This window comes from Cognatishimia sp. (assembly GCF_964229375.1).
Classification (GTDB): Bacteria; Pseudomonadota; Alphaproteobacteria; order Rhodobacterales; family Rhodobacteraceae; genus Cognatishimia.
Genome location: NZ_CAXREH010000181.1, coordinates 1 through 21,335, shown reverse-complemented (window position 1 = coordinate 21,335; position 21,335 = coordinate 1). Strand labels below are relative to the sequence as shown.

Genomic DNA, 21,335 nt, shown 5'->3' with positions numbered 1-21,335 from the left:
ATATTCGGGCTGGAGCGGTATTTTTGGAGAATTGGTCTTATCTTTCTTTCACGTAAGGCTCGCCGCCCGCTTTTGGCGGGATCGCGCGGCCTACAAATCCGGCAAGAATGACCACTGTCAGGATGTACGGCAGTGCTTCCATGAACTGAACCGGAATGGTGATTCCCCCCAGGTCAATGCTCTGGTAGCGGATTGCCACCGCCTGCAGCAGGCCGAACAGCAAACATGCCCAAAGCGCATACCACGGACGCCACTTTGCAAAGATCAGAGCGGCAAGGGCGATAAAGCCACGACCCGCGGTCATATCTTTGATGAAGCCTGCCTGAAGGCCGGTCGCCAGATAGGCCCCTGCGACGCCACACAGCACGCCACAGATCATGACTGCGGTATAGCGCAGACGGATCACCGAAATACCGGCTGTGTCCACAGAGGCGGGGTTTTCGCCCACCGCGCGCAGACGCAGGCCAAAGCGCGTGCGATACAGCACCCACCATGTCAGTGGCACCAACGCGATCGCGACATAGACCAACAGGCTGTGACCCGAGATCAGCTCGCTATAGGTCTGGCCAAAGAACGGTACATTCGCCAGCGTTTCCGCAAAGGGCCAGTCAATCGACTCCCAGCGGCCGCCAGAGGTCAGCGACGGTGTCCGGCCACCTTGGCGGAACAGATCCTGTGCGATCAGCACCGTGATGCCCGCGGCCAGCATGTTGATCGCCACCCCCGAGATCAGCTGGTTGCCTCGGAAGGTGATCGACGCAAGCCCGTGCAAAGCTGACATGATCAGCGAGGCGCCGATTCCGGCCAGCAGGCCGACCCAGACGTTGCCACTGAGCGCTGCAAAGGCACCGGCGGCCATTGCGGCGGCCAGCATTTTGCCTTCGAGACCGATGTCAAAGATCCCGGCGCGTTCCGAATACAGACCTGCCAGACACGCCAGCAGCAAAGGAATGGCCAAGCGAACGGTACTGTCGAGTACCTGCAGAATTGTGACGAAATCCACTAGTTCGCCTCCTTCTTACCAAGTGCCAGGAACACGCGTTCCAGAGGCATACGCACCATATTGTCCAGCGCGCCGGTGAAGAGGATCACCAAGGCTTGGATCACAACGATCAATTCACGTGGGATGTTGGTCCACAGGGCCAGTTCCGCACCCCCTTGCTGCAGGAACCCGAACAGCAACGCTGCCAACAGGATCCCGACAGGGTGATTTCGACCCATCAGGGCAACCGCAATACCGACAAAGCCAGCGTTCTCGGTAAAGTTCAGAACCAACCGTTCGCTTTCGCCCATCGTTGTGTTGATGGCCATCATACCGGCCAGACCACCAGAAATCAGCATTGCGATCACGGTGATCTTGGTCGGCGAAATACCTGCGTATTTTGCCGCGGTTTCTGAATGACCAAAGCTGCGGATTTCGTATCCAAGACGTGTACGCCAGATCAGCAACCACACCCCAACGCAGGCGACAAGTGCCAGGAAGAAGCTTACGTTGGCGGGGGCTGAACGGAACAGGCGTGACCCTTCTGGGGCAAACATGTCATGGAAACTCGGCAGATGCGTCGCTTCGGGGAAGGTGGCCGAGGCCGGGTCCATGGACCCTGCAGGGCGCAGAACTTCTACCAGCAGATATGCCAGCACCGAGAAGGCGATATAGTTGAACATGATCGTAGTGATCACGATGTGACTGCCGCGTTTTGCCTGCAAGATCGCGGGGATATAGGCCCAGGCCGCGCCAAACAACGCCGCAAAGACGCTGGTGCCGATCAACGCGATCGACCAATGAGGCCACGGGATATAGAGACAGGCCAAAGCCACGCCAACACCGCCCAACATCGCCTGGCCTTCGCCACCGATGTTAAACAGACGCGCATGGAACGCCACCGCGACCGCCAAACCGGTAAAGATGTAGTTGGTGGTGTAATACAGCGTGAAACCCCAGCCGTCAGACCGCTTCAGCGCCCCATCAACCATCAGGTTAAACGCTTCGACCGGGTTCTCGCCGATCCCAAGGATCACAAGCGCACTGACGATTGCCGCCAATGCAAGACTGAACAGCGGCACCAGAATGGCGTCCGCCCAAAGAGGCATTTTACCCATTAGCTGGTCTCCTCATTAACGCCGGCCATCAACAGGCCAAGCTCGCGCTCGTTGGTGTCTGCCGCATTGCGCTCACCCATGATCTGGCCGTCAAACATGACAGCCACACGGTCGGAAAGAGACAGGATCTCGTCCAGTTCCACGGACACCAGCAGGATTGCCTTGCCCTGATCGCGCAGTTCGACGATTTGCTGGTGGATGAATTCAATCGCACCAATATCAACGCCGCGTGTTGGCTGACCAATCAGCAGCAAGTCAGGGTTCCGCTCGATTTCACGCGCCACGACGATTTTCTGCTGGTTACCACCAGAGAAGTTCTTTGCCGAAAGGTTCGCGTTGCGAGGACGCACGTCAAAGCGTTCCATCTGCTCGGCAGCTTTCGCCTGAATGCCTTTGTTGTCCATCAACACGCCAGACTGGAACTCTGGCTCGTTGTGATAGCCAAACACCGAGTTCTCCCAGGCGGCAAAGTCCATGATAAGGCCTTCGCGCTGACGGTCTTCTGGAACGTGCGCAATGCCTGCATCGCGGCGTGCCTGACCGTCTGAGCCGGCACCCTTCAGGGGCAGCTCTTGGCCGTTGACCTTCACGGAACCTGTGCCTTCAGCATATCCGCCCAGAACTTCAAGAAGCTCGGACTGACCATTGCCAGCGACGCCCGCGATACCGACAATCTCGCCGGCCCGCACGGACAGGTTGACCTGCTTGACCCGCTCGACGCCTTGGTCGTCCACAACACTGAGGTTCTTGATCTCAAGAACATCAGCACCGGGCGATGCTGGCTTTTTGTCGACGCGCAGCAGAACTTTACGCCCAACCATCAGCTCAGCAAGCTGCTCTGGGTTGGTCTCTGCTGTCTTGACGGTGGCCGTCATTTCACCACGTCGCATCACGCTTACGGTGTCGGTGTATTCCATGATCTCGCGCAGTTTGTGCGTAATCAGGATAATCGTTTTGCCCTCGGACCGCAGGCGGTCGAGGATACGAAACAGCTGGTCTGCTTCGGCTGGCGTCAGAACGCCGGTAGGCTCGTCCAGGATCAGAATTTCTGCCTGACGATACAGGGCCTTTAGGATTTCCACACGTTGCTGGTGGCCCACAGAGAGGTTCTCGATCACCTCGTCCGGATCAACGTTCAATTCGTACTCTTTGGCTAGATGGGCCAGTTCCTTGCGCGCTTTGCCAAGGGAGGTATTCAATAGGGCGCCTTCTTCGGCCCCGAGGATGATGTTTTCCAGAACGGTGAAGTTTTCGACCAGCTTAAAGTGCTGGAACACCATACCGATGCCAGCCGCGATCGCAGCCTGACTGTCTGGAATGACGGTTTGTTTGCCGCCAATGAAAATTTCGCCCTTATCGGCTTTGTAGAAGCCGTAAAGGATAGACATGAGAGTGGATTTTCCCGCGCCGTTCTCTCCAATGATACCATGAATTGTACCAGGCTGGACCGAGATCGAGATGTCTTTGTTGGCTTGCACCGGCCCGAAGGCCTTAGAGATGCCTCGAAGCTCTAGCGCGGGGGCTTGATCGGGAAGGGCGGCCAATTCAGGCCGCCCCGTTTCAGTATCAACAGACATGTTAAGGATTAGAATTCCAGAACAGAGCAGGACTCAGATGCTGCGTAGTTTTCAACTGTGACGGCACCGGAAACGATCGCGTCGGTCGCTGCTGCAACCGCCATTTTCATTTCGTCGTTGACCAGAGGAGCGTTGTGCTCGTCAAACGCAACGCCAACACCTTCGGACGCGAGGTCCATGTTGATGAAGCCAGTTTGCAGGCCATCTGCGCCAGCTTTCAGTGCGTTGTAAACAGTGTTGTCTACGCGCTTCAGCATGGATGTCAGAACCTGACCGGAGTGCAGGTAGTTCTGGTTGCTGTCAACGCCGATGGACAGGATGCCTTCGTCTGCTGCTGTTTGCAGAACGCCAACACCGGTGCCGCCTGCCGCTGCGTATACAACGTCTGCGCCTTCAGCGATCTGTGCTTTGGTCAGCTCAGAGCCTTTTACCGGGTCGTTCCAAGCTGCCGGAGTTGTGCCGGTCATGTTGGAGATCACGGTTGCGTCTGGGTTTACAGACTTAACGCCCTGCGCATAGCCACAAGCGAACTTACGGATCAGAGGAATGTCCATGCCGCCGATGAAGCCCACGGTGCCGGATTTGGAAGCTTTCGCCGCCATAACACCCGCAAGGTAGGACCCTTCGTGCTCAGCAAAAGACACGGTCTGAACGTTTGGCAGGTTTGCCCAGCCGTCGATGTTTACGAACTTGGTGTCTGGATATTCAGGCGCAACTGTTTCGATTGGAACAGTCATCGCGAAACCCATGGTGATGATTGGGTTTGCACCTGCTTCTGCGAAACGGCGCAGAGCTTGCTCACGCTGTGCTTCGGAAGACAGTTCGATTTCACGGAATGTGCCGCCGGTTTCGTCCGCCCAACGCTGCGCACCGTTATAGCCCGCTTCGTTGAAGGATTTGTCGAATTTACCGCCAAGGTCAAAGATCAGCGCTGGTTCAGCGGATGCAAGACCTGCGGTCATTGCGATGGCCGCTACGGCGCCAAACAGATGTTTCATTTTGGTCATGAGGTTCTCCCACTTTTGTAAAACGGTCCAGACTTCTTCGACTGGACTCTTAGTTAAGGTGTCCTAACTGATCGGACGATTAGGTCTAAACGGACCTGTTTCGTCAACAGGTTCATTTTCAAACGACAGAGAGGGGAGCTTCAACCTAAACTTGATTGAAAAGCGAGAAAATTTCTGACCGAAGAGTCAAAAAACCAGAGATTTTCGAAAGATCAGAGCATCTTCGCGGGTTCCGTCGGAAACTTCATAGTAATTTGGCCTGCGCGAAATTTCCGCGTAACCGCTTGTTTTATAAAGGTGTATAGCGGCCGTGTTTGCAGCGGATACTTCCAGAAAACTCTCTGTTGCACCCTTGTTTTGGGCCATCGACTCGTAAGCAGCAAGGCAGGCCCGACCTATACCTTTTTGTTGGCGCGATGGCGCGACTGCTAGCGTTAACAGCTCAACTTCGGGCCCAATGACGCGTCCGATCGCAAAAGATTCGTCATTTGTGATCAAAAAACAGAGCGGAGATTCGAGCAAATCGCTGAATTCAGAGGCACTCCAGGCGCGAGTCTGCTGAAAAGCGCTTTTGTGAATCACTTCCAGTTGCTGCGGTGTCATAGAATTTTGGGTGGCAGATCGCGCGCAGGGGCTGCGTCTGCGGCGCGGATATAGAGCGGGGCAGGCCGTTCAATGTCGTGCCCAACCCGGCTTGCGGCGACCCTTGCGATGTTCTCGGCCAAGGCGTTTGCGGGCGGCGGCGCAAGGATCGTTCCGGCCGCGGTGTAGGGCGCGGACGTCAGGAAAGGTGCGTCAGACGTCGCCGGATCGCTGACGTAAAGCTGATCGCGCGGGGCAGGGACCACGGCCACAGTTGCAGCGGGGGATCCTATCCGTGTTGCATCGAACGTCGACACGCCGATGGACGGGATGTTCAGACCAAGCGCCAGGCCGCGTGCCGCAGATACGGAGATGCGGATGCCTGTGAAGTTGCCGGGACCGATGCCGACCCCGATGGCCGAAAGGTCGCTCCAGCCCGCACCGCCATCTGTCAAAACCTGTTCCAACAACGGCATGAGCTGCTCTGCCTGCCCGCGCGACATTTCCAGCGAGTGGGAGGACAAAACCGTGTCACCCTGAAGCAAAGCGGCCGCGCAGTGCGCGGCCGATGTATCAAATCCCAGGATCAGCGTGTCAGACACCAACTGGGCGCACCTCGGTGACTTCGGGGATGTAGTGCCGCAGCAGGTTCTCGATCCCCATTTTTAAGGTGATCGTAGAGGACGGGCAGCCCGCGCAGGCGCCTTGCATGTGCAGATACACCACGCCGCGGTCAAATCCGTGGAATGTGATGTCGCCACCGTCTTGGGCAACGGCCGGGCGGACGCGCGTGTCCAGCAATTCTTTAATCTGGTCGACCACTTCGCCATCTTCGCCGGTATGCTCTGCGTGACCGCTGTTGGCAGCGCCGGCATCGCCCATAACGGGCTGACCTGACTGGAAGTGCTCCATGATCGCGCCAAGGATCGAAGGTTTCACGTGGTCCCATTCGACAGAGGCGTCTTTGGTCACTGTGACAAAATCATTGCCCAGAAACACGCCAGTCACGCCGTTCACCGCGAAAACGCGCTTGGCCAAAGGCGAGGCCTCGGAGGCTTCTACCGATGGGAAATCAGCGGTCCCGACCTCTAGCACGGTCTGGCCGGGCAAGAACTTCAAGGTGGCGGGGTTAGGCGTAGATTCAGTCTGAATGAACATGGAATGGTCCCTTTCGTCGTGACTTGGATATGCGCCCCGCAGAGCGGCTTGTCAAGTTTTGGAACGATTCTAAATCGACCGGCCTGTGTCTTGGCAGCAGGTCAGGTGATCGCTTCGAGTTTTTCTTTCGACAGATCGCCCGGAACAATCGTCACCGGAACCGGCAACGTGCCAGAGCTGCGTGACAGTTTGGTGACCAGCGGACCCGGACCTTTCTTGTCGGTTCCTGCCCCCAGAACCAGCACGCCAACCTCGGGATCTTCTTGAATTTGAGCAAGAATTTCTGTCACCGGCTCTCCTTCGCGGATGACCAGTTCAGGGTCGATCCCCTGCCGGTCGCGCATCCATTTGGCAAAGACCTCAAAGTGCACACGAATCCGCTCGCGGGCTTCTTCGCGCATGATGTCGCCAACACCGATCCAGTGGTTGAATTCGTCCGGCGGGATGACAGACAGAACTTCGACACCACCTTGTGTGTTCTTGGCGCGCATTGCGGCGAACCGCATCGCATTCAGGCATTCTTTGCTGTCGTCCAATACGACCAGAAATTTACGCATGGGTGTCTCCCTTTCCGGGGATCATGGCGCAACCAGCGCGCCGAGGCAATGCGGGATCGAGCAGCAAGGCGGGACCAGAGTATTACCCTGTCCCGCCTTGTCTTTTCGGTTGGGGCGCAGGTTAGCTGCCCACCATCCCAACGATCTCATAGGTCCGCTTCAGAACCGGTTCTGCGATCTCACGCGCCCGCAACGCACCTTTGGCAAGAATCGCGTCGATCTCGTCTTGGTGCTGCATCAGACGCGCCATCTCGCCGGAAATCGGGGCCAGCTTTTCGACTGCCAGTTCCGACAGCATCGGTTTGAATTCCGAGAACTGTTTGCCGCCAACATCTGCAAGCACCTGATCGACGCTTTGCTCTGCAAGGGCCGCATAGATGTTCACCAAATTGCGGGCCTCGGGACGATCCTCCAGCCCTTTGGTTTCAGAAGGCAGCGCCTCTGGGTCGGTCTTGGCCTTGCGGATCTTTTTGGCGATCGTGTCAGCGTCATCGGTCATATTGATGCGGCTGGCATCGGACGGATCGGACTTGGACATCTTTTTGCTTCCGTCACGCAGGGACATGACACGTGTGGCCGCGCCTTCGATCACCGGTTCGGTGATTGGGAAGAAATCGACGCCAAAATCGTTGTTGAACTTGATCGCAATGTCGCGTGTCAGCTCTAGGTGCTGCTTCTGGTCTTCGCCCACAGGGACGTGGGTGGCGTGATAAATCAGGATATCCGCCGCCATCAGCGCAGGATAGGCAAACAGGCCCAGCTAGGCGTTCTGCTGGTTCTTGCCGGCTTTGTCCTTCCACTGTGTCATGCGCTGCATCCAGCCCATGCGGGCGACGCAGTTGAAAATCCAGCCCAGTTGCGCGTGTTCAGGTACCTGGCTTTGATTGAACAGAGTGGATTTCGCAGGATCCAGACCCGCCGCAATAAAACCTGCACACAGTTCGCGCGTCGCATGGCGCAGTTTTGCAGGATCTTGCCAGACGGTGATCGCGTGCAAATCCACCATGCAATAGAGCGTTTCATAGTCTTGCTCTTGCATGTCGACAAAGCGCTTGATCGCGCCAAGGTAGTTCCCAAGAGTCAGCCCGCCAGAGGGTTGGATGCCTGACAAGACCCGTGGGGTGAAGGTAGAGGACGTTTGGACCGCCTCGGTCATGGTGATTACTCCGTCTGTTGAGGTGGCTGGAAATAGAGCCGAGCTTGGAGTAACCGTGGCACCAATGGCCGTCAAGGAGCGCGAGATGAGTGAAGAGCAGAATGTCAGCCCGTTCAACGCGGTGCCACCGGTTGTTGTGGCCCTCGCCGTGTTCATTCTGGGCATCGAGTGCCTGTTTTATCTGGGGGCCAAAGGCTATGTTGGTGGGCCCACAGCGGTGGGTTGGCGTTTGCAGGCCTTTCATCAGTTCGCCTTTACGTCCGAGACGTTTTTCCTGATGGTGCAGACAGATCGCTGGCTGCCGGAATATATGATCCGTCTTGTGAGCTATCTGTTTTTGCACGGAAATTTCGTGCACGCGGCCTTTGCGGCCGTGATGGTTCTGGCGCTTGGTAATATGGTGGGCGAGGTTTTTTCCGCCGTTGCGACCCTCATTGTGTTCGTGGTTCCGGGTATCGTTGGGGCCGTTGTCTTTGCGCTGGTTTGGCCCTCTCCGGTCGGGCTGGTCGGGGCGTATCCCGGTGTTTACGGATTTATCGGAGCCTTTAGTTTCCTTTTGTGGGTGCGGTTGCGCAGCACGGGCGACAATCAAATGCGGGCTTTTACCCTGATTGGCGGGCTGATGTTCATTCAGCTTGTGTTCGGCCTGTTGTTTGAAAGCAATGGCGACTGGGTGGCGGATGTCGCCGGATTTGCCACGGGGTTTGGCCTGTCGTGCTTTCTGGTTCCCGGCGGATGGGCGCGTATTCGCGAGATGATCCGCAGGGGCTAGGGGCCGCGGGGGGGGCGGCTGACTATGCACAACCGTGGCCGTGGTGTTAGGACCGCCCCGCGCGGCGCAGCTCTTTCAGGTTGAGGCCGCCGATCACATGGGCGACGCCAAAATAAACAGCCATCCCAGCCAGAACCAACCCCAACAGCGCCAGATAGCGTAGGCCGTCCGCGTTCAACGCTGCAGCAAAGTGATCTGCCAGCGCGTAAAGCGCCCCGCCCATTGCGAGCGCTGCGACCGTGATGCGCCAGATTTTGGATTTGAAACGCGCATCCAAACGGGCGACATCGCCGAAACGGCCCGCGCCGATCGCCAGTTGCAGAACCATGATCCAAGCCGCTGTCGTGGTTGCCACCGCAGGGGCCATCCATCCGATCCAGGGGTGCAGACCAAAGGCCAGCGCTGCGTTCACCACCATCGACCAGACCGCATAGCGGAAGGGGGACTTGGTGTCCTGACGGGCGAAAAACAGGGGTTGCAGGGTCTTTTGCATCACAAAGGCGGGCAGACCCAGGCCGTAGATGGCCGTCGCCACAGCAATCGCTTGCGTGTCCGCCGGAGTCATCTCGCCGCGTTCAAACAACACCGAAACCAACGGAAGTGGAATGACCAGCAGGGCAATCGCGCTTGGGATCGTCAGGGCCAGGGCGAATTCGGACGCGCGGGAATAGGCATTGCGTGCGCCTGCGTCGTCCTGGGCTTTCAGGCGGCGGGACAAATCTGGCAACAGAACGATGCCAACGGCAATGCCGATTACGCCAAGAGGCAGCTGATACAGGCGGTCGGCTGCAAACAGCCAGCTGACCGCACCTTCGGTGCGCGAGGCGACCAATTGGCCGACGACCAGATTGACCTGCATCACACCAGACGCCAACGCCGCAGGCAGAGCCACCTTCAGCATCAGCGACATGTCCGGCGACCAGCGTGGCAGGCCGGGCCGGATTTTAACACCGGCGCGGCTCGCCGCTGTCCAAACAAGTGCCAGTTGCGCAATGCCGGCAATCGGAATGGTCCAGATCAGCCAGAGGATGACTTCCTGGCCAAGCATATAGGCCAGAGTCATTGCCGTGACCGCAAAGATGTTCAGCAAAACGGGGGCGGCGGCGGCGGCGGCGAAGCGGCCGGTGGCGTTCAAAACACCAGAGAACAGGGCCGCCAGCGACATGAACAGAATATAGGGAAATACAATCCGTCCGTATCCCACGGTCACGTCAAAGCGCTCGTCGCCGTAAAAACCCTCGGCTGTGGCCCAGACCAGCGCTGGCATGAAAATCATGGCCAAGGCGGTCAGGGTTAGCACCGCAAAGGCCAAGCCGTTAAACGCGTCGCGCGCAAACTCGGTGGCGCCGTCATTTGCCTCGTATTTCTTGGAAAACATCGGCACGAAGGCTGCGTTGAACGCCCCTTCCGCAAAGAAACGGCGGAACATGTTCGGCAGACGGAACGCCGCGACAAAGGCATCCATGCCCCCGGCAGGTCCAATCAGGCTGAGCAGCAGAATCTCGCGCGCAAAGCCAAGTACGCGGCTAAGCAGGGTCCAGAACCCGACGGTCAGAAATCCTTTTATCAGCCGGATCGGCTTCATCCATCTGCCCTTTCGCGCCCTTTGACGATTGCGTCTTTCAGACGTTTCTCAATCGTCTTGAGCTTGCTTTCGGTATAGAACTTCAGACCGAACATGTCCTTCACATAGAAGGTGTCGACCACCTGTTCGCCATAGGTCGCGATGACCGCAGAGGCGATATAGATATTGCTGTTGGCAAGCGCGCGGGTCAAATCATGCAGCAAGCCCGGACGATCACGGGTGTCGACTTCGATGATGGTATAAAGTTCGGACCCCTCGTTGTCGAAGGTGATGGTCGTAGGCACTTTGAAGGCACGTTCGCGTTTCTTGAGGGCATCGCGCGACCGCATGGCCTCGGATGTGACCACTTCGCCTTTGAGTGTTTTGTGGATCGTGCGCGACAAACGCTCGAGCCGATTGGCCTCATAGGGGTGGCCATCGGCGTCCTGAATCCAGAAAGCGGCGGTGGCATAGCCGTCCTTGGTCGTATAGGTCCGCGCATCCACGACATTTGCGCCAACCAGCGCAAGCGACCCCGCGAGGCGCGAGAAGATGCCGGGGTGATCGGCAATGGCAAACAGAACGCGCGTTGCATCGCGGTCTGTATCCGGATGCAGATCGATGCGAATTTCGTCGTCACCCAACTCTTGCAGCAGCGTTGCAAAGACCGTTTGCGCCTCGGTTGGCAAACCTTGCCAATAGGCGTCGTAATGACGGCTGGTTTCCTGTTTCAGCGCTTTGGCATCCCAACCCGTCAGGGCAGCGCGCAACGCCTTGCGTGCCTCGACTCCCCGGTTCTTGCGGTTGATGCCTTCGAGCCCGTCTTCAAGCGCGGTTCGCGTCAGCCCATACAAAGACCGGATCAGGGTGGCTTTCCAGTTGTTCCACGTTTCAGGCCCGACGCCCCGGATGTCACACACCGTCAGAACTGTCAGCAAATCCAGCCGCTTGACGCTGCCCACGGCTTTGGCAAAGTCTCGGATGGTGCGCGGGTCGGACAGATCGCGTTTCTGAGCCACATCCGACATCAAAAGATGCGAGCGGACCAGCCATTCAACTGTGTCACAATCGTCTTTGTTCAATCCCAGCCGCGGGGCCACTTTCTTGGCGATTTGCGCCCCAAGGATAGAGTGATCGGTTTCGCGCCCTTTGCCGATGTCATGCAACAGCAGGGCGACAATCATGACCTTGTGATTGATCCCCTGGCGCAGAATATTGGAACTCAGGGGCAGCTCTTCTTCAAGCAGTTCTTGCTCGATCCGCGTCAGTTGCGAGATCACCTGAATGGTGTGCTCGTCCACCGTATAGCTGTGGTACATATTGAACTGCATCATCGCGACGATGGGTTCAAATTCTGGGATGAACGCCGACAACACGCCCAGTTCATTCATGCGCCGCAGGGCACGCTCCGGGTTGCCGTGTTTCAGTAGCGTATCCAGAAAAATCTTGGCGGCGTGTTTGTCCGAGCGCACTGAGTCGTCAATCAGATGCAGATTGGCCGTCACCAAACGCATTGCGTCCGGGTGAATCAAAAGCCCGGTCCGCAGCGCTTCTTCAAACAGGCGCAACAGGTTCAGCCGGTCTTCCAGAAACTTGGTGTCATCAGCGATGGCGAGCCGGTTGTGGATCACCTGATAGCCATCCTTAACCTTGCGGCGCCGTTTGAATATCCGCTCCATCAAGGCAGGGGCTTTGGCGTGATTGGCTTCCAGTTTCGTCAACAGGATCCGCGTCAGATCTCCAACCGAGGTGGCATGCCGGAAAAAGTCCTGCATAAAGATCTCGACCGCGCGTCGCCCGGCTTTGTCCTCATAGCCCATGCGTTCGGCAACCATGACCTGCATGTCAAAACTCAGCTGCTCCATCGGCCGTTTCGCCAACAGATGCAGATGGGCGCGGGTGGCCCAGAGAAAATTCTCGGCGCGGGCGAACAGTTCGAATTCTTCCTGACGAAATAGCCCAAGGCCGACCAGTTCGCGCACGTCATTCACGTGGTAGACATATTTCGCGATCCAGAACAAAGACTGCAGATCCCGAAGACCCCCTTTGCCCTCTTTGACGTTCGGCTCGACCACATAACGCGCGCCTTGTTTGACGTGCCGCGCGTCGCGCTCTGCCAGCTTCGCTTCGATGAACTGACGTTCACTGCCTTTGAACAGGTCTTTTTCCAGCGTCTTTGGCAATTCATCGCCAAGGGGCGCATAGCCTGCCAGAAATCGCTGTTCGAGCAAGGCTGAGCGACTGGTGAAATCCTCGCCCCCAAGGCGCAGACAATCCCGGATGGTACGCGAGCTGTGCCCGACCTTCAGGCGCAAATCCCACAGCATATAGAGCATCGATTCGATGACGCTCTCAGCCCAGGGCGTGATCTTGTAGGGTGTCAGAAACAGCAGATCGACGTCAGACTGCGGCGCCATCTCGCCGCGCCCGTATCCGCCGACCGCAAAAAGCGCGATTTTTTCGCCTTCGGTAGGGGTTGCAAGCGGATGCAGGTGGGTGACGGCAACAAAATGGGTTGTCGTGACAAGGCAATCGGTCAGCCAGGTATAGGCCCGCGTCAATGGCCGCGCGTCAAAGGGGCGTGTTTCAAACCCAGCCTCAATCGCCGCACGCCCCGTTTTTTGCACATCTCGCAACAGCGCAACAACGCCCTGACGCATGTCTTTCGCGTCTTTAGAGGCTGCGCATAAAGCGGAAAGATCCGCGCCAAACTTGGCGCGGTTCACAATCAGATCAGGGTCGCAAATAAGATCTGCCGGAGGCTCTGGCAGAAATGGTGCCGTATCAGAAGCCTGTTCCGGCGAAACTTCTTGGTGCTGGGTCAAGGATAACAACCTGTTTGTCACGCACTGTGGCCACTGCTAGCCCGCGCTCGTTCGTACCATCTGCACGCAGACGGAAAATACCGTTCACACCCTGAAAACCTGCGCCCTGTGTCAGCGCATCGGTGGTCAGAGCATTGCTACGTCCCTCTGCCACAAGTGCGCCGATGGCAGCAACACCATCATAGGCCAAACCGCTGATTGCATGAGGTTTGCCACCAAATGCGTCGGTGTAACGGCTGTTGAACTGGCTTGTCAGCGCCGGATCAGGAAGCGCGAACCAGCCTTCTTGCACGCCCTTCAGCGCCAGAGTCTGTGGTGTTGCGTCCCAACGGGTCAGGCCCAGATACTGAACTTTCTCTGCGGTCACACCGGCCTCAGGCATGAGTTCTGCCAAAAACGGGAGCGCACCGGATGCATCCGCTGTCAGGAACAGCGCGTCTGCTGCGGTGTCTTCGACCAGATCGCGTACTTCATTGACGGCCTGAATCGCGCCCTGCTGCGAGAACTGATAGGACACGGCACCCGAATTCACTGCGCCATTCGCGTTGATCGCGTTGATGATCGCGTCCCGACCCGCTTGGCCTGCGACGTTTTCTGCATGCACAGTCACATAGCTGTTTTTGCCATTGCGGGTTGCGAATTCGATCAGACGGTCTGCGGTGTTCTGGAATGTCGCGCCCAGCACGAACACATTGCCACCTGCAATCGATGGGTTGTTTGAGAAGGACAGCACGTTGATGCCCGTGCCCGCCATCGCAAGTCCAACCGCATTTGTCGGGGCAGAGCGCACTGGCCCCAGAATGATCTTTGCACCATCCTCAACAGCCTGACGGGCGGCATTTTGCGCGGTCTGCACGTCTCCGGCTGTGTCATAGACGCGCATATCGATTTGGACGCCCTGCAAATCGGCAATCGCCAGACGCGCGGCGTTTTCCAGACTTTGCGCCAGCGTCGCATCGCCAGCGGCCTCAGATGTTTTGGGCACCAACAAAGCCACTGGAACAGGGGCCGTTGTATTGATCGATGGGCCGCCTCCAAGGGCAATCGGCTCACAGGCTGCGATGCCTACCGCAGTTGCGAGGACAAGTGCCCCTTTCACAAAGCGGCGACGAAGCTTAAAAGCGGAACCCATAGAACTATCCTCATTCCTGGCCTGGGCGGGATCTGTGGCGTAAAAGCCGCTCCCGCGTGATTGGTTGCCCCTGATGAGGCGAATAATAAACGTGCACGCCGGAGGGTCCAGCGTTGAATCATGAAATCAAACGGCTGACCCCGGGTCTGTACTTTGTCGCGACCCCGATTGGGACAGCGAGGGACATAACATTGCGTGCACTTGACGTCTTGGCCAGCGCCGATGTCATTGCCGCAGAAGATACGCGATCTTTGCGCCGATTGCTCGAGATCCATGGGGTGCCCCTGAACGGGCGGCAGGTTCTGGCCTATCACGATCATTCAAGCGCTGGGGCAAGGGCCAAGATTCTGGCGCTGCTTGAGGCGGGGAAATCCGTGGCCTACGCCAGCGAAGCGGGCACGCCTTTGATCGCCGATCCAGGCTACCACCTGTCCAAAGAAGCCTCAGATGCAGGCCACCTTGTGACCACCACCCCCGGAGCCTCGGCTGTCGTCAGCGCTCTGACTCTGGCGGGGTTGCCGACGGATGCGTTTTTCTTTGAAGGCTTTCTGCCCAACAGCACATCGGCGCGAAAAACCAAACTGGACGCTCTGCGTGAGATCCCAGGAACTTTGGTGTTTTATGAAAGCCCAAAGCGCTTGGCTGACATGCTGCGCGACGCGGCAGCCGTATTGGGGCCAGACCGCTCGGCCGCGGTATGTCGTGAGATCACCAAGAAATTCGAAGAGGTCAAACGCGGTACCTTGGACAGCCTGGCGACAGAGTTGAAAGGTGCCTCTGTGAAGGGCGAGATTGTGGTGCTGGTTGACCGCGCGGGTGCGCAAGAGATGGGGCAAGACGATATCGCGGATGCGGTTCGCAAAGCGCTTGAAACCATGTCCGTGCGCGATGCGGCCGAAACCGTGGCGCAGGCCACCGGACAGAACAAACGAAAAATTTACGCATTGGCCCTAGAGTTGAAATCGTCAAAGTAACGATCGGCTTTAGGAACCCCAATGTTTGTTGATACATCCAGTGCTTTTGCCAATGCGCAACCGGTGCAGCTGACACTTGATTTTGAGGCAGATTCAACACCCGTTCAGGATGTGCGTAGGTCGCGTGGACAACGGGCTTATCTTGCCGGGCAGGCCGCGGAAAACGCCGTTGACCGGATGTATCGTGACCGTGGATTTGAACCGCTTGCACGCCGATGGCGCGGCGGCGGTGGTGAAATTGATTTGATCTATCGCGACGGGGCTGGCTGTGTCTTTGTTGAGGTCAAGCAAAGTGCCAATTTTGATCGCGCAGTACAGTCGCTGCGCCCGGCTCAGATCAGGCGGTTGATGCAGGCGGCCACTGTGTTCGTTGCGGATCAACCCATGGGTCAAATGACAGATATGCGTTTTGATGTTGCTCTGGTGAACCGGCATGGGGAAACAGAAATTCTGGAAAATGCTCTCTGGGCGGCCTAACCCCCCATTGCAAGGCGGGGTTTGCTACGCCATGTAAAGGGCAGTGAATTTGAGGACTGCCCATGAAAATCGCCTTCCAGATGGACCCGATCTCCGATGTTGACATCAACGCCGACAGTTCTTTTCGTCTAGCTGAAGAGGCGCAGGCGAGAGGGCATGAGTTGTTCTTTTATGGGCCAGACCAGCTGGCCTATGAAGAAGGTCGCATCACGGCAAAAGGGCACAGGTTCACTGTTCAGCGTGTGCAAGGGGAACATGTGGATCTGGGTCCCTTGGAGAATGTGGATCTGGCCGACTTTGACGTGATCTGGCTGCGTCAGGATCCGCCTTTTGACATGCACTACATCACCTCGACCCATCTCTTGGATCGGCTGAAAGATGACGTGCTGGTGGTGAATGATCCGTTCTGGGTGCGTAACTACCCCGAGAAGCTTTTGGTTCTTGATTTCCCGCAATTGACGCCGCCCACAACGATTGCGCGTGATCTGGAGACAATCAAAGCGTTCAAGGCAAAGCATGGCGATGTGATTCTCAAACCGCTTTACGGCAACGGCGGGGCGGGCGTGTTTCGACTGGATGCCAATGATCGCAATCTGACCTCACTGCACGAGCTGTTTACCGGCTTTAGTCGCGAGCCGCTGATCGTTCAAAAGTTCCTGCCGGATGTCAGCAATGGCGACAAACGGGTGATCCTTGTGGACGGCGCGCCTGTCGGTGCCATCAACCGCGTGCCAGCGGCCGGGGAAACCCGCAGCAATATGCATGTCGGCGGTCGTCCGGAAAAAATTGGTCTCACAGAGCGCGATCTCGAGATCTGTGCTGCGATTGGCCCCTTGCTGCGTGAAAAAGGGCAGGTGTTTGTGGGCATCGATGTCATTGGCGACTATCTGACCGAGATCAATGTCACGTCACCGACCGGCATTCAGGAGCTTGAGCGGTTTGACGGTGTGAATATTGCCGAACAAATCTGGCAGGCGATCGAAGCCAAACTTTAAGGCGTGTCGCGCACGATCCGGTAGCTGAGAGCTTCGGCGATGTGTGGCGCACGCACGCCGATGCTTTGTTCAAGGTCTGCGATTGTGCGCGCGATGCGCAAGATGCGGTGATAGCCGCGCGCCGTCACGTTGAACCGTTGCGCGGCCATCTGCATCAGGTCGCGGCCTTCTGCATCAGGGGTTGCGACCTCTTCCAGAAATTTGCCTTGCAGGTCTGCGTTGGTGCGCAGATCGGCAAAATCTTTGAACCGCACGGATTGCTGTTTGAGCGCCAAGGCGACGCGGGCGGCGACCACCGACGAGGGCTCGCCATCTGCGGGGCGATCCAGATCCTGAAACTCGACCGGGGGTACCTCTAGCCTTAGATCAATGCGGTCCATGAGCGGGCCAGAGATCCTGTCCAGGTATTCTTCGCCGCAGACCGGAACCCGCGCGCAGGCCTGGGCGGGATCATACATAAAGCCGCAACGACAGGGGTTTGCGGCGGCAATCAGCGAGAATCGGCAGGGGTAGCTGACGTGGGCATTGGCCCGCGAGACCAGAACTTTTCCGGTTTCAATCGGTTGGCGCAGGGTTTCCAGCACATTCCGTGTGAACTCGGGGAATTCGTCCAGAAACAGCACGCCATTATGCGCCAGACTGATTTCACCGGGCTGCGCGCGTCGTCCGCCGCCCACGATGGCGGGCATCGAGGCCGTGTGATGCGGTTCGCGAAAGGGGCGCGTGCGCGAGATGCCGCCCTGATCCAACAGACCTGCGATCGAGTGGATCATGCTGGTTTCCAGCGCCTCTTCTGCGGTCAGTGGGGGCAAGATCGATGGCAACCGTGCGGCCAGCATGGATTTTCCGGATCCGGGCGTGCCGATCAGCAAGAGGTGATGACGCCCCGCAGCCGCGATTTCCAGCGCGCGTTTGGCGCGATACTGGCTTTTCACGTCGCGCAGATCTTTGAGATCTTGGTCCCGAACCACTTCACCGGGCTGGCTTGGCGCAATCGGGGTCTGACCTGTGAAATGGCGCAGCGCCTCTGTCAGACCTCGCGGTGCGATGACTTCGGTCGCGCCAACCCAGGCGGCTTCGGGCCCTGAGGCCGCGGGGCAAAGCAGGCGACGGTTCTCGCGCGCGGCGGTCATGGCCGCAGGCAAGGCGCCGGTCACGGGCACCAGCGTTCCGTCCAGAGACAGCTCGCCCAGTGCCAAGGTCGCATCTGCCGCATCTTGAGGAATGATGTCCAAAGCCGCCAGCAGTGCGATTGCGATGGGCAGGTCGAAATGGCTGCCCTCTTTGGGCAGGTCGGCCGGCGACAGGTTCACAGTGATCCGCTTTGACGGCAAGGCAATCGCCAGCGCATTCATTGCAGCGCGAATACGTTCGCGCGCCTCTGATACCGCCTTGTCTGGCAGGCCCACGATGGAAAACGCGGGCACGCCCGGTGTGATGGCGCATTGCACCTCGACGAGGTGTGCGTCCACGCCTTCAAATGCGACGGTATAGCTGCGCGCGGACATATAAGCCTCTTGCCGTTTGGGGCAGGCTAGGCACAGATGGTTAGCAAACTGTTAACATACGCAGGGACTTAGGGGTGTCTAAGCCGGCCAGTCCTTGGTCGGATAGTCTTTTTTGTACCACGGCAAGGTGTCGCCAATTTCCAACCCAAGGGCGCGCCATTTCTGGAATGCGGGATCCGTCAGGTGGCTGTTCACATAGGCCTGTGCCATGTCCGACATGGGGAGGCTATAACCAGCAAGCCGCGCCGCGACGGGGGCAAAAAAGACGTCAGCCACACAATAGTCGCCGCAGAGCCACTGGCCTTTGGAGCCACACATGTCGCGCGCCCAAGACCAGATCGTTTCCAGGCGTGCCACATCCTCTAGAACCGCGCTGCTGGGCTGACTGTCGGCATAGGCTGTGCGCAGGTTCATCGGGCAATCACCGCGCAACGCCGTAAAACCAGAATGCATTTCGGCCGCTAGCGTGCGAGCCACAGCGCGGTGCTTTGGGTTTTTGGGCCAAAAACCTGCGTCGGGGTGACGGCTGGCCAGTTCTTCGGCGATGGCAAGGCTGTCTGAAATTGCCACACCGTCCTCGGTCACCAGGGTTGGAACGGTTTTCGCGGGCGCATGGTCCGCCATTTGCGCAGCAACCCCGGCAGGGTCGTGGAAGTTCAGCAAAGTTTCCCGGCGCGGGAGGTTGAATTTTTCAAGCAGCAGCCACCCGCGCAGGGACCAGGAAGAATAGGCGTAGTCGCCGATGATCAGATGATAAGTCATAGGGAAAGACTAGGCCGAAAGCCTGTGGCGGGTAAAACCAAGATCTGTCATGCGGCGGATCACGGTGTGTGATTGATCGCTTTGGTCGTCCAGCCGGATGCATCGATGTCGATTTCTGTCACCGACAGATTGTCGATCCGATGGCCAAAGGCCTCATAGGCGGTTAGCTTCTCGGACCTTTGAAGCTGGGTTAGAATGGCGCCGAAGTGGGCCACGACGATCAGATCTTTGTCTGGGTAAGCGGCAAGCGCTGTGTCCACAGCCTTACCGACGCGGGCCTCAAGCGTGTGCCAGGATTCGCCATTTGGGGGGCTGACATCTCCGGGCGTTTCCCAAAAGGCCCGATAGGTTTCTTGATCCTCGACCTCGTCAAAGCGTTGCAACTCCCAGTCGCCAAAATTCATTTCCCGCAGGCCCGGGTCATGTGGCAGGCGCGCGCGGCTGCCTTGGATGGCGTCGGCGGTTGCGGCGGCGCGTGACAGATCCGAGGAAATGACCAGCGCGTCCTGCGGAAGATGTGCTGAAAGCCTCGCGATGGCGGCGGTGTCAGACAGATCTGCGGGCAAATCGCTCCAGCCGACCATGGTTTTTGCGTGCGTCGGGCCGTGCCGCACAAGGCTGAGACGTCTCATGGAAGTTGCCCTTTCAAAACTTGCGGCAGCCCTGCGATCACAAAGACGGCAAGGTCGGCGGCCGCGGCCAGCTCTTGGTTCAGTTTGCCCTGCGCAATGCGGAACCTGCGCGCCAGTGCATTGTCGGGCACAATTCCCATGCCGACTTCGTTTGAGACGATGACAACCCGGCCATTGCACGCCGCAAGTGACTCGATAAACGATTGGGTTTCAGCTTCGATATCATGCTCGGCCATCATGTGATTGGTCAGCCACATCGATGCGCAGTCCAAAAGCACCACCTGATCTGCGCCGACCTGCGACAGTGCAGCCTGCATATCCAGCGGTTCTTCGATGGTCAGCCAGTCTGCGCCACGCATATCGATATGATCGCGCACCTTGGCGGCCATTTCGTCGTCGTAAACTTGCGATGTCGCGACATAGACCCGAGGCGCGCCGGTCTGAACCACAAGGGCCTCGGCAAAGGCGGATTTACCAGAAGAGGCGCCGCCAAGAACAAATGTCAGATTTGGCAGATGCGCCATTCGTTTTCCTAATTGTGATCCGCTTCAATGTTCCTTGCGTAAATAACATAAATATTCGGCGCAAGGAGGGGGCCAATGACACATATGGATCAGACTTTCATGCGTGGCGCGATGAAAGCAGAACTTTTAGATGCCGAGACCGAGACGGCCTTGGCGGTGGCTTGGCGGGATGACCGCGACGAACGCGCCCTGCACCGGTTGATTACGGCCTACATGCGGCTCGCGATCTCTATGGCTGCCAAATTCAGACGCTATGGCGTGCCCATGAACGATTTGGTTCAAGAGGCGGGTCTTGGGCTGATGAAAGCTGCGGACAAATTCGACCCTGATCGCGGTGTCCGCTTTTCGACCTATGCCGTTTGGTGGATAAAGGCGAGCATTCAGGATTACGTGATGCGCAATTGGTCCATGGTGCGCACAGGATCCACAAGTAACCAAAAATCTCTATTCTTCAACATGCGCCGTGTTCAGGCACAGCTGGAGCGCGAAGCGTCCCAGCGCGGAGAACAACTGGATCGTCATCAGCTGCATCAATTGATTGCTACTGAGGTGGGCGTTCCCCTGCATGATGTTGAAATGATGGATGGGCGTTTGTCTGGCTCTGACTATTCTTTGAACGCAACCCAATCTGTCGAAGAGGAGGGGCGGGAATGGATTGATCTACTGGAGGATGAGACGGAGCAGGCCAAAGAGGCGTTTGAGTCGTCACATGATACAGATCAGCTACGGGTGTGGCTGTTGGATGCCTTGAACGGATTGAGTGACCGTGAACGATTGATCATACGCGAACGTAAGCTGAGAGAAGAGCCCAGAACCCTCGAAAGCCTCGGTGTGGAACTCGGGCTTTCAAAAGAACGTGTTCGCCAAGTCGAAGCCGCGGCTTTTGGCAAGATGCGCAAGTTTCTTGAAACGAACGTGCGCGAGGTGCAGCATTTCCTGTGATAGTCACAGGTGCTTAAGCGCTTGGGAACACGTGTCTATCCTCGACTTGTTGCGAGATCTTTGAAATTTGATGCAGAGCTATGTAAATAGC

The 21,335-nt window shown here is 57.6% G+C and carries 20 protein-coding genes and 1 pseudogene; 5 read left to right on the top strand and 16 right to left on the bottom strand.

Features of this window, described 5'->3' with window-relative positions:
* Positions 1 to 37: 37 nt before the first annotated feature.
* From ACEQWH_RS13295 to trpS, 9 genes and pseudogenes are all read right to left on the bottom strand, one after another.
* Positions 38 to 1,003, bottom strand: a complete 966-nt coding sequence (locus ACEQWH_RS13295; RefSeq protein ID WP_370231614.1) for an ABC transporter permease — start codon at positions 1,001 to 1,003, stop codon at positions 38 to 40.
* Entirely contained in the window at positions 1,003 to 2,100 is a 1,098-nt protein-coding gene (locus ACEQWH_RS13290; RefSeq protein ID WP_370231612.1) for an ABC transporter permease, read from the bottom strand. The genes ACEQWH_RS13295 and ACEQWH_RS13290 overlap by 1 nt, the downstream gene beginning before the upstream one ends.
* Complete coding sequence (locus tag ACEQWH_RS13285; protein ID WP_370231610.1) at positions 2,100 to 3,677, bottom strand: ABC transporter ATP-binding protein; 1,578 nt, start codon at positions 3,675 to 3,677, stop codon at positions 2,100 to 2,102. The genes ACEQWH_RS13290 and ACEQWH_RS13285 overlap by 1 nt, the downstream gene beginning before the upstream one ends.
* An 8-nt stretch (positions 3,678 to 3,685) precedes the next feature.
* Entirely contained in the window at positions 3,686 to 4,684 is a 999-nt protein-coding gene (locus ACEQWH_RS13280) for a BMP family protein (protein WP_370231608.1), read from the bottom strand.
* 186 nt (positions 4,685 to 4,870) lie between these two features.
* Positions 4,871 to 5,287, bottom strand: coding sequence for a GNAT family N-acetyltransferase (locus ACEQWH_RS13275; protein WP_370231606.1), 417 nt, complete (start codon positions 5,285 to 5,287; stop codon positions 4,871 to 4,873).
* Positions 5,284 to 5,871, bottom strand: a complete 588-nt coding sequence (gene tsaB / locus ACEQWH_RS13270) for a tRNA (adenosine(37)-N6)-threonylcarbamoyltransferase complex dimerization subunit type 1 TsaB (protein WP_370231604.1) — start codon at positions 5,869 to 5,871, stop codon at positions 5,284 to 5,286. The genes ACEQWH_RS13275 and tsaB overlap by 4 nt, the downstream gene beginning before the upstream one ends.
* Positions 5,861 to 6,424: a NifU family protein gene (locus tag ACEQWH_RS13265; RefSeq protein ID WP_370231602.1), complete on the bottom strand. Its 564-nt coding sequence runs from the start codon at positions 6,422 to 6,424 to the stop codon at positions 5,861 to 5,863. The genes tsaB and ACEQWH_RS13265 overlap by 11 nt, the downstream gene beginning before the upstream one ends.
* A gap of 101 nt (positions 6,425 to 6,525) precedes the next feature.
* A complete protein-coding gene (locus ACEQWH_RS13260) occupies positions 6,526 to 6,981 on the bottom strand; it encodes a universal stress protein (protein ID WP_370231600.1) in 456 nt (151 codons plus the stop codon).
* A 121-nt stretch (positions 6,982 to 7,102) separates the two neighbouring features.
* A pseudogene (gene trpS, locus ACEQWH_RS13255) lies at positions 7,103 to 8,137 on the bottom strand (tryptophan--tRNA ligase).
* An 85-nt stretch (positions 8,138 to 8,222) separates the two neighbouring features.
* Here trpS and ACEQWH_RS13250 point away from each other — a divergent pair.
* Positions 8,223 to 8,909 (top strand): rhomboid family intramembrane serine protease, encoded by a 687-nt coding sequence (locus tag ACEQWH_RS13250; protein ID WP_370231598.1) that lies wholly within the window; start codon positions 8,223 to 8,225, stop codon positions 8,907 to 8,909.
* A gap of 46 nt (positions 8,910 to 8,955) precedes the next feature.
* On the opposite strand, the gene murJ is transcribed toward ACEQWH_RS13250, so the two are convergent.
* From murJ to ACEQWH_RS13235, 3 genes are read right to left on the bottom strand one after another with little or no spacing between them, the layout of a single operon-like run.
* Positions 8,956 to 10,494, bottom strand: coding sequence for a murein biosynthesis integral membrane protein MurJ (gene murJ / locus ACEQWH_RS13245; protein WP_370231597.1), 1,539 nt, complete (start codon positions 10,492 to 10,494; stop codon positions 8,956 to 8,958).
* Positions 10,491 to 13,298 (bottom strand): [protein-PII] uridylyltransferase, encoded by a 2,808-nt coding sequence (locus ACEQWH_RS13240; protein ID WP_370231595.1) that lies wholly within the window; start codon positions 13,296 to 13,298, stop codon positions 10,491 to 10,493. Before ACEQWH_RS13240 ends, murJ begins: the two co-directional genes overlap by 4 nt.
* Positions 13,258 to 14,430 carry a penicillin-binding protein activator gene (locus tag ACEQWH_RS13235; RefSeq protein WP_370231594.1) on the bottom strand — a complete coding sequence of 391 codons (1,173 nt, stop codon included), beginning with the start codon at positions 14,428 to 14,430 and terminating at the stop codon, positions 13,258 to 13,260. Before ACEQWH_RS13235 ends, ACEQWH_RS13240 begins: the two co-directional genes overlap by 41 nt.
* A 113-nt stretch (positions 14,431 to 14,543) precedes the next feature.
* Here ACEQWH_RS13235 and rsmI point away from each other — a divergent pair, with 113 nt between their 5' ends.
* The 3 genes from rsmI (at position 14,544) to gshB (ending at position 16,876) form a co-directional block, all read left to right on the top strand.
* The gene (rsmI, locus tag ACEQWH_RS13230; RefSeq protein WP_370231592.1) at positions 14,544 to 15,404 is read left to right on the top strand and encodes a 16S rRNA (cytidine(1402)-2'-O)-methyltransferase; all 861 of its coding nucleotides are present in this window, start codon (positions 14,544 to 14,546) and stop codon (positions 15,402 to 15,404) included.
* A 21-nt stretch (positions 15,405 to 15,425) separates the two neighbouring features.
* Entirely contained in the window at positions 15,426 to 15,881 is a 456-nt protein-coding gene (locus ACEQWH_RS13225) for a YraN family protein (RefSeq protein WP_370231591.1), read from the top strand.
* A 62-nt stretch (positions 15,882 to 15,943) separates the two neighbouring features.
* Positions 15,944 to 16,876 (top strand): glutathione synthase, encoded by a 933-nt coding sequence (gene gshB / locus ACEQWH_RS13220; protein WP_370231589.1) that lies wholly within the window; start codon positions 15,944 to 15,946, stop codon positions 16,874 to 16,876.
* Here the strand turns inward: gshB and ACEQWH_RS13215 are convergent.
* The 4 genes from ACEQWH_RS13215 to cobU all read right to left on the bottom strand — a co-directional run bounded on the left by ACEQWH_RS13215 (position 16,873) and on the right by cobU (position 20,302).
* Positions 16,873 to 18,384: a YifB family Mg chelatase-like AAA ATPase gene (locus ACEQWH_RS13215; protein WP_370231587.1), complete on the bottom strand. Its 1,512-nt coding sequence runs from the start codon at positions 18,382 to 18,384 to the stop codon at positions 16,873 to 16,875. The two genes, gshB and ACEQWH_RS13215, sit on opposite strands and share 4 nt — an antisense overlap.
* Before the next feature lie 78 nt (positions 18,385 to 18,462).
* Entirely contained in the window at positions 18,463 to 19,146 is a 684-nt protein-coding gene (locus ACEQWH_RS13210) for a glutathione S-transferase (RefSeq protein WP_370231586.1), read from the bottom strand.
* 59 nt (positions 19,147 to 19,205) lie between these two features.
* Positions 19,206 to 19,778 (bottom strand): histidine phosphatase family protein, encoded by a 573-nt coding sequence (locus ACEQWH_RS13205; protein ID WP_370231584.1) that lies wholly within the window; start codon positions 19,776 to 19,778, stop codon positions 19,206 to 19,208.
* On the bottom strand, positions 19,775 to 20,302 hold the full coding sequence (gene cobU, locus ACEQWH_RS13200) for a bifunctional adenosylcobinamide kinase/adenosylcobinamide-phosphate guanylyltransferase (RefSeq protein ID WP_370231583.1): 528 nt from the start codon (positions 20,300 to 20,302) through the stop codon (positions 19,775 to 19,777). The genes ACEQWH_RS13205 and cobU overlap by 4 nt, the downstream gene beginning before the upstream one ends.
* A 75-nt stretch (positions 20,303 to 20,377) precedes the next feature.
* On the opposite strand from cobU, the gene ACEQWH_RS13195 reads away from it, so the two are divergent.
* Positions 20,378 to 21,244 carry an RNA polymerase factor sigma-32 gene (locus ACEQWH_RS13195; protein WP_370231582.1) on the top strand — a complete coding sequence of 289 codons (867 nt, stop codon included), beginning with the start codon at positions 20,378 to 20,380 and terminating at the stop codon, positions 21,242 to 21,244.
* Positions 21,245 to 21,335 lie beyond the last annotated feature (91 nt).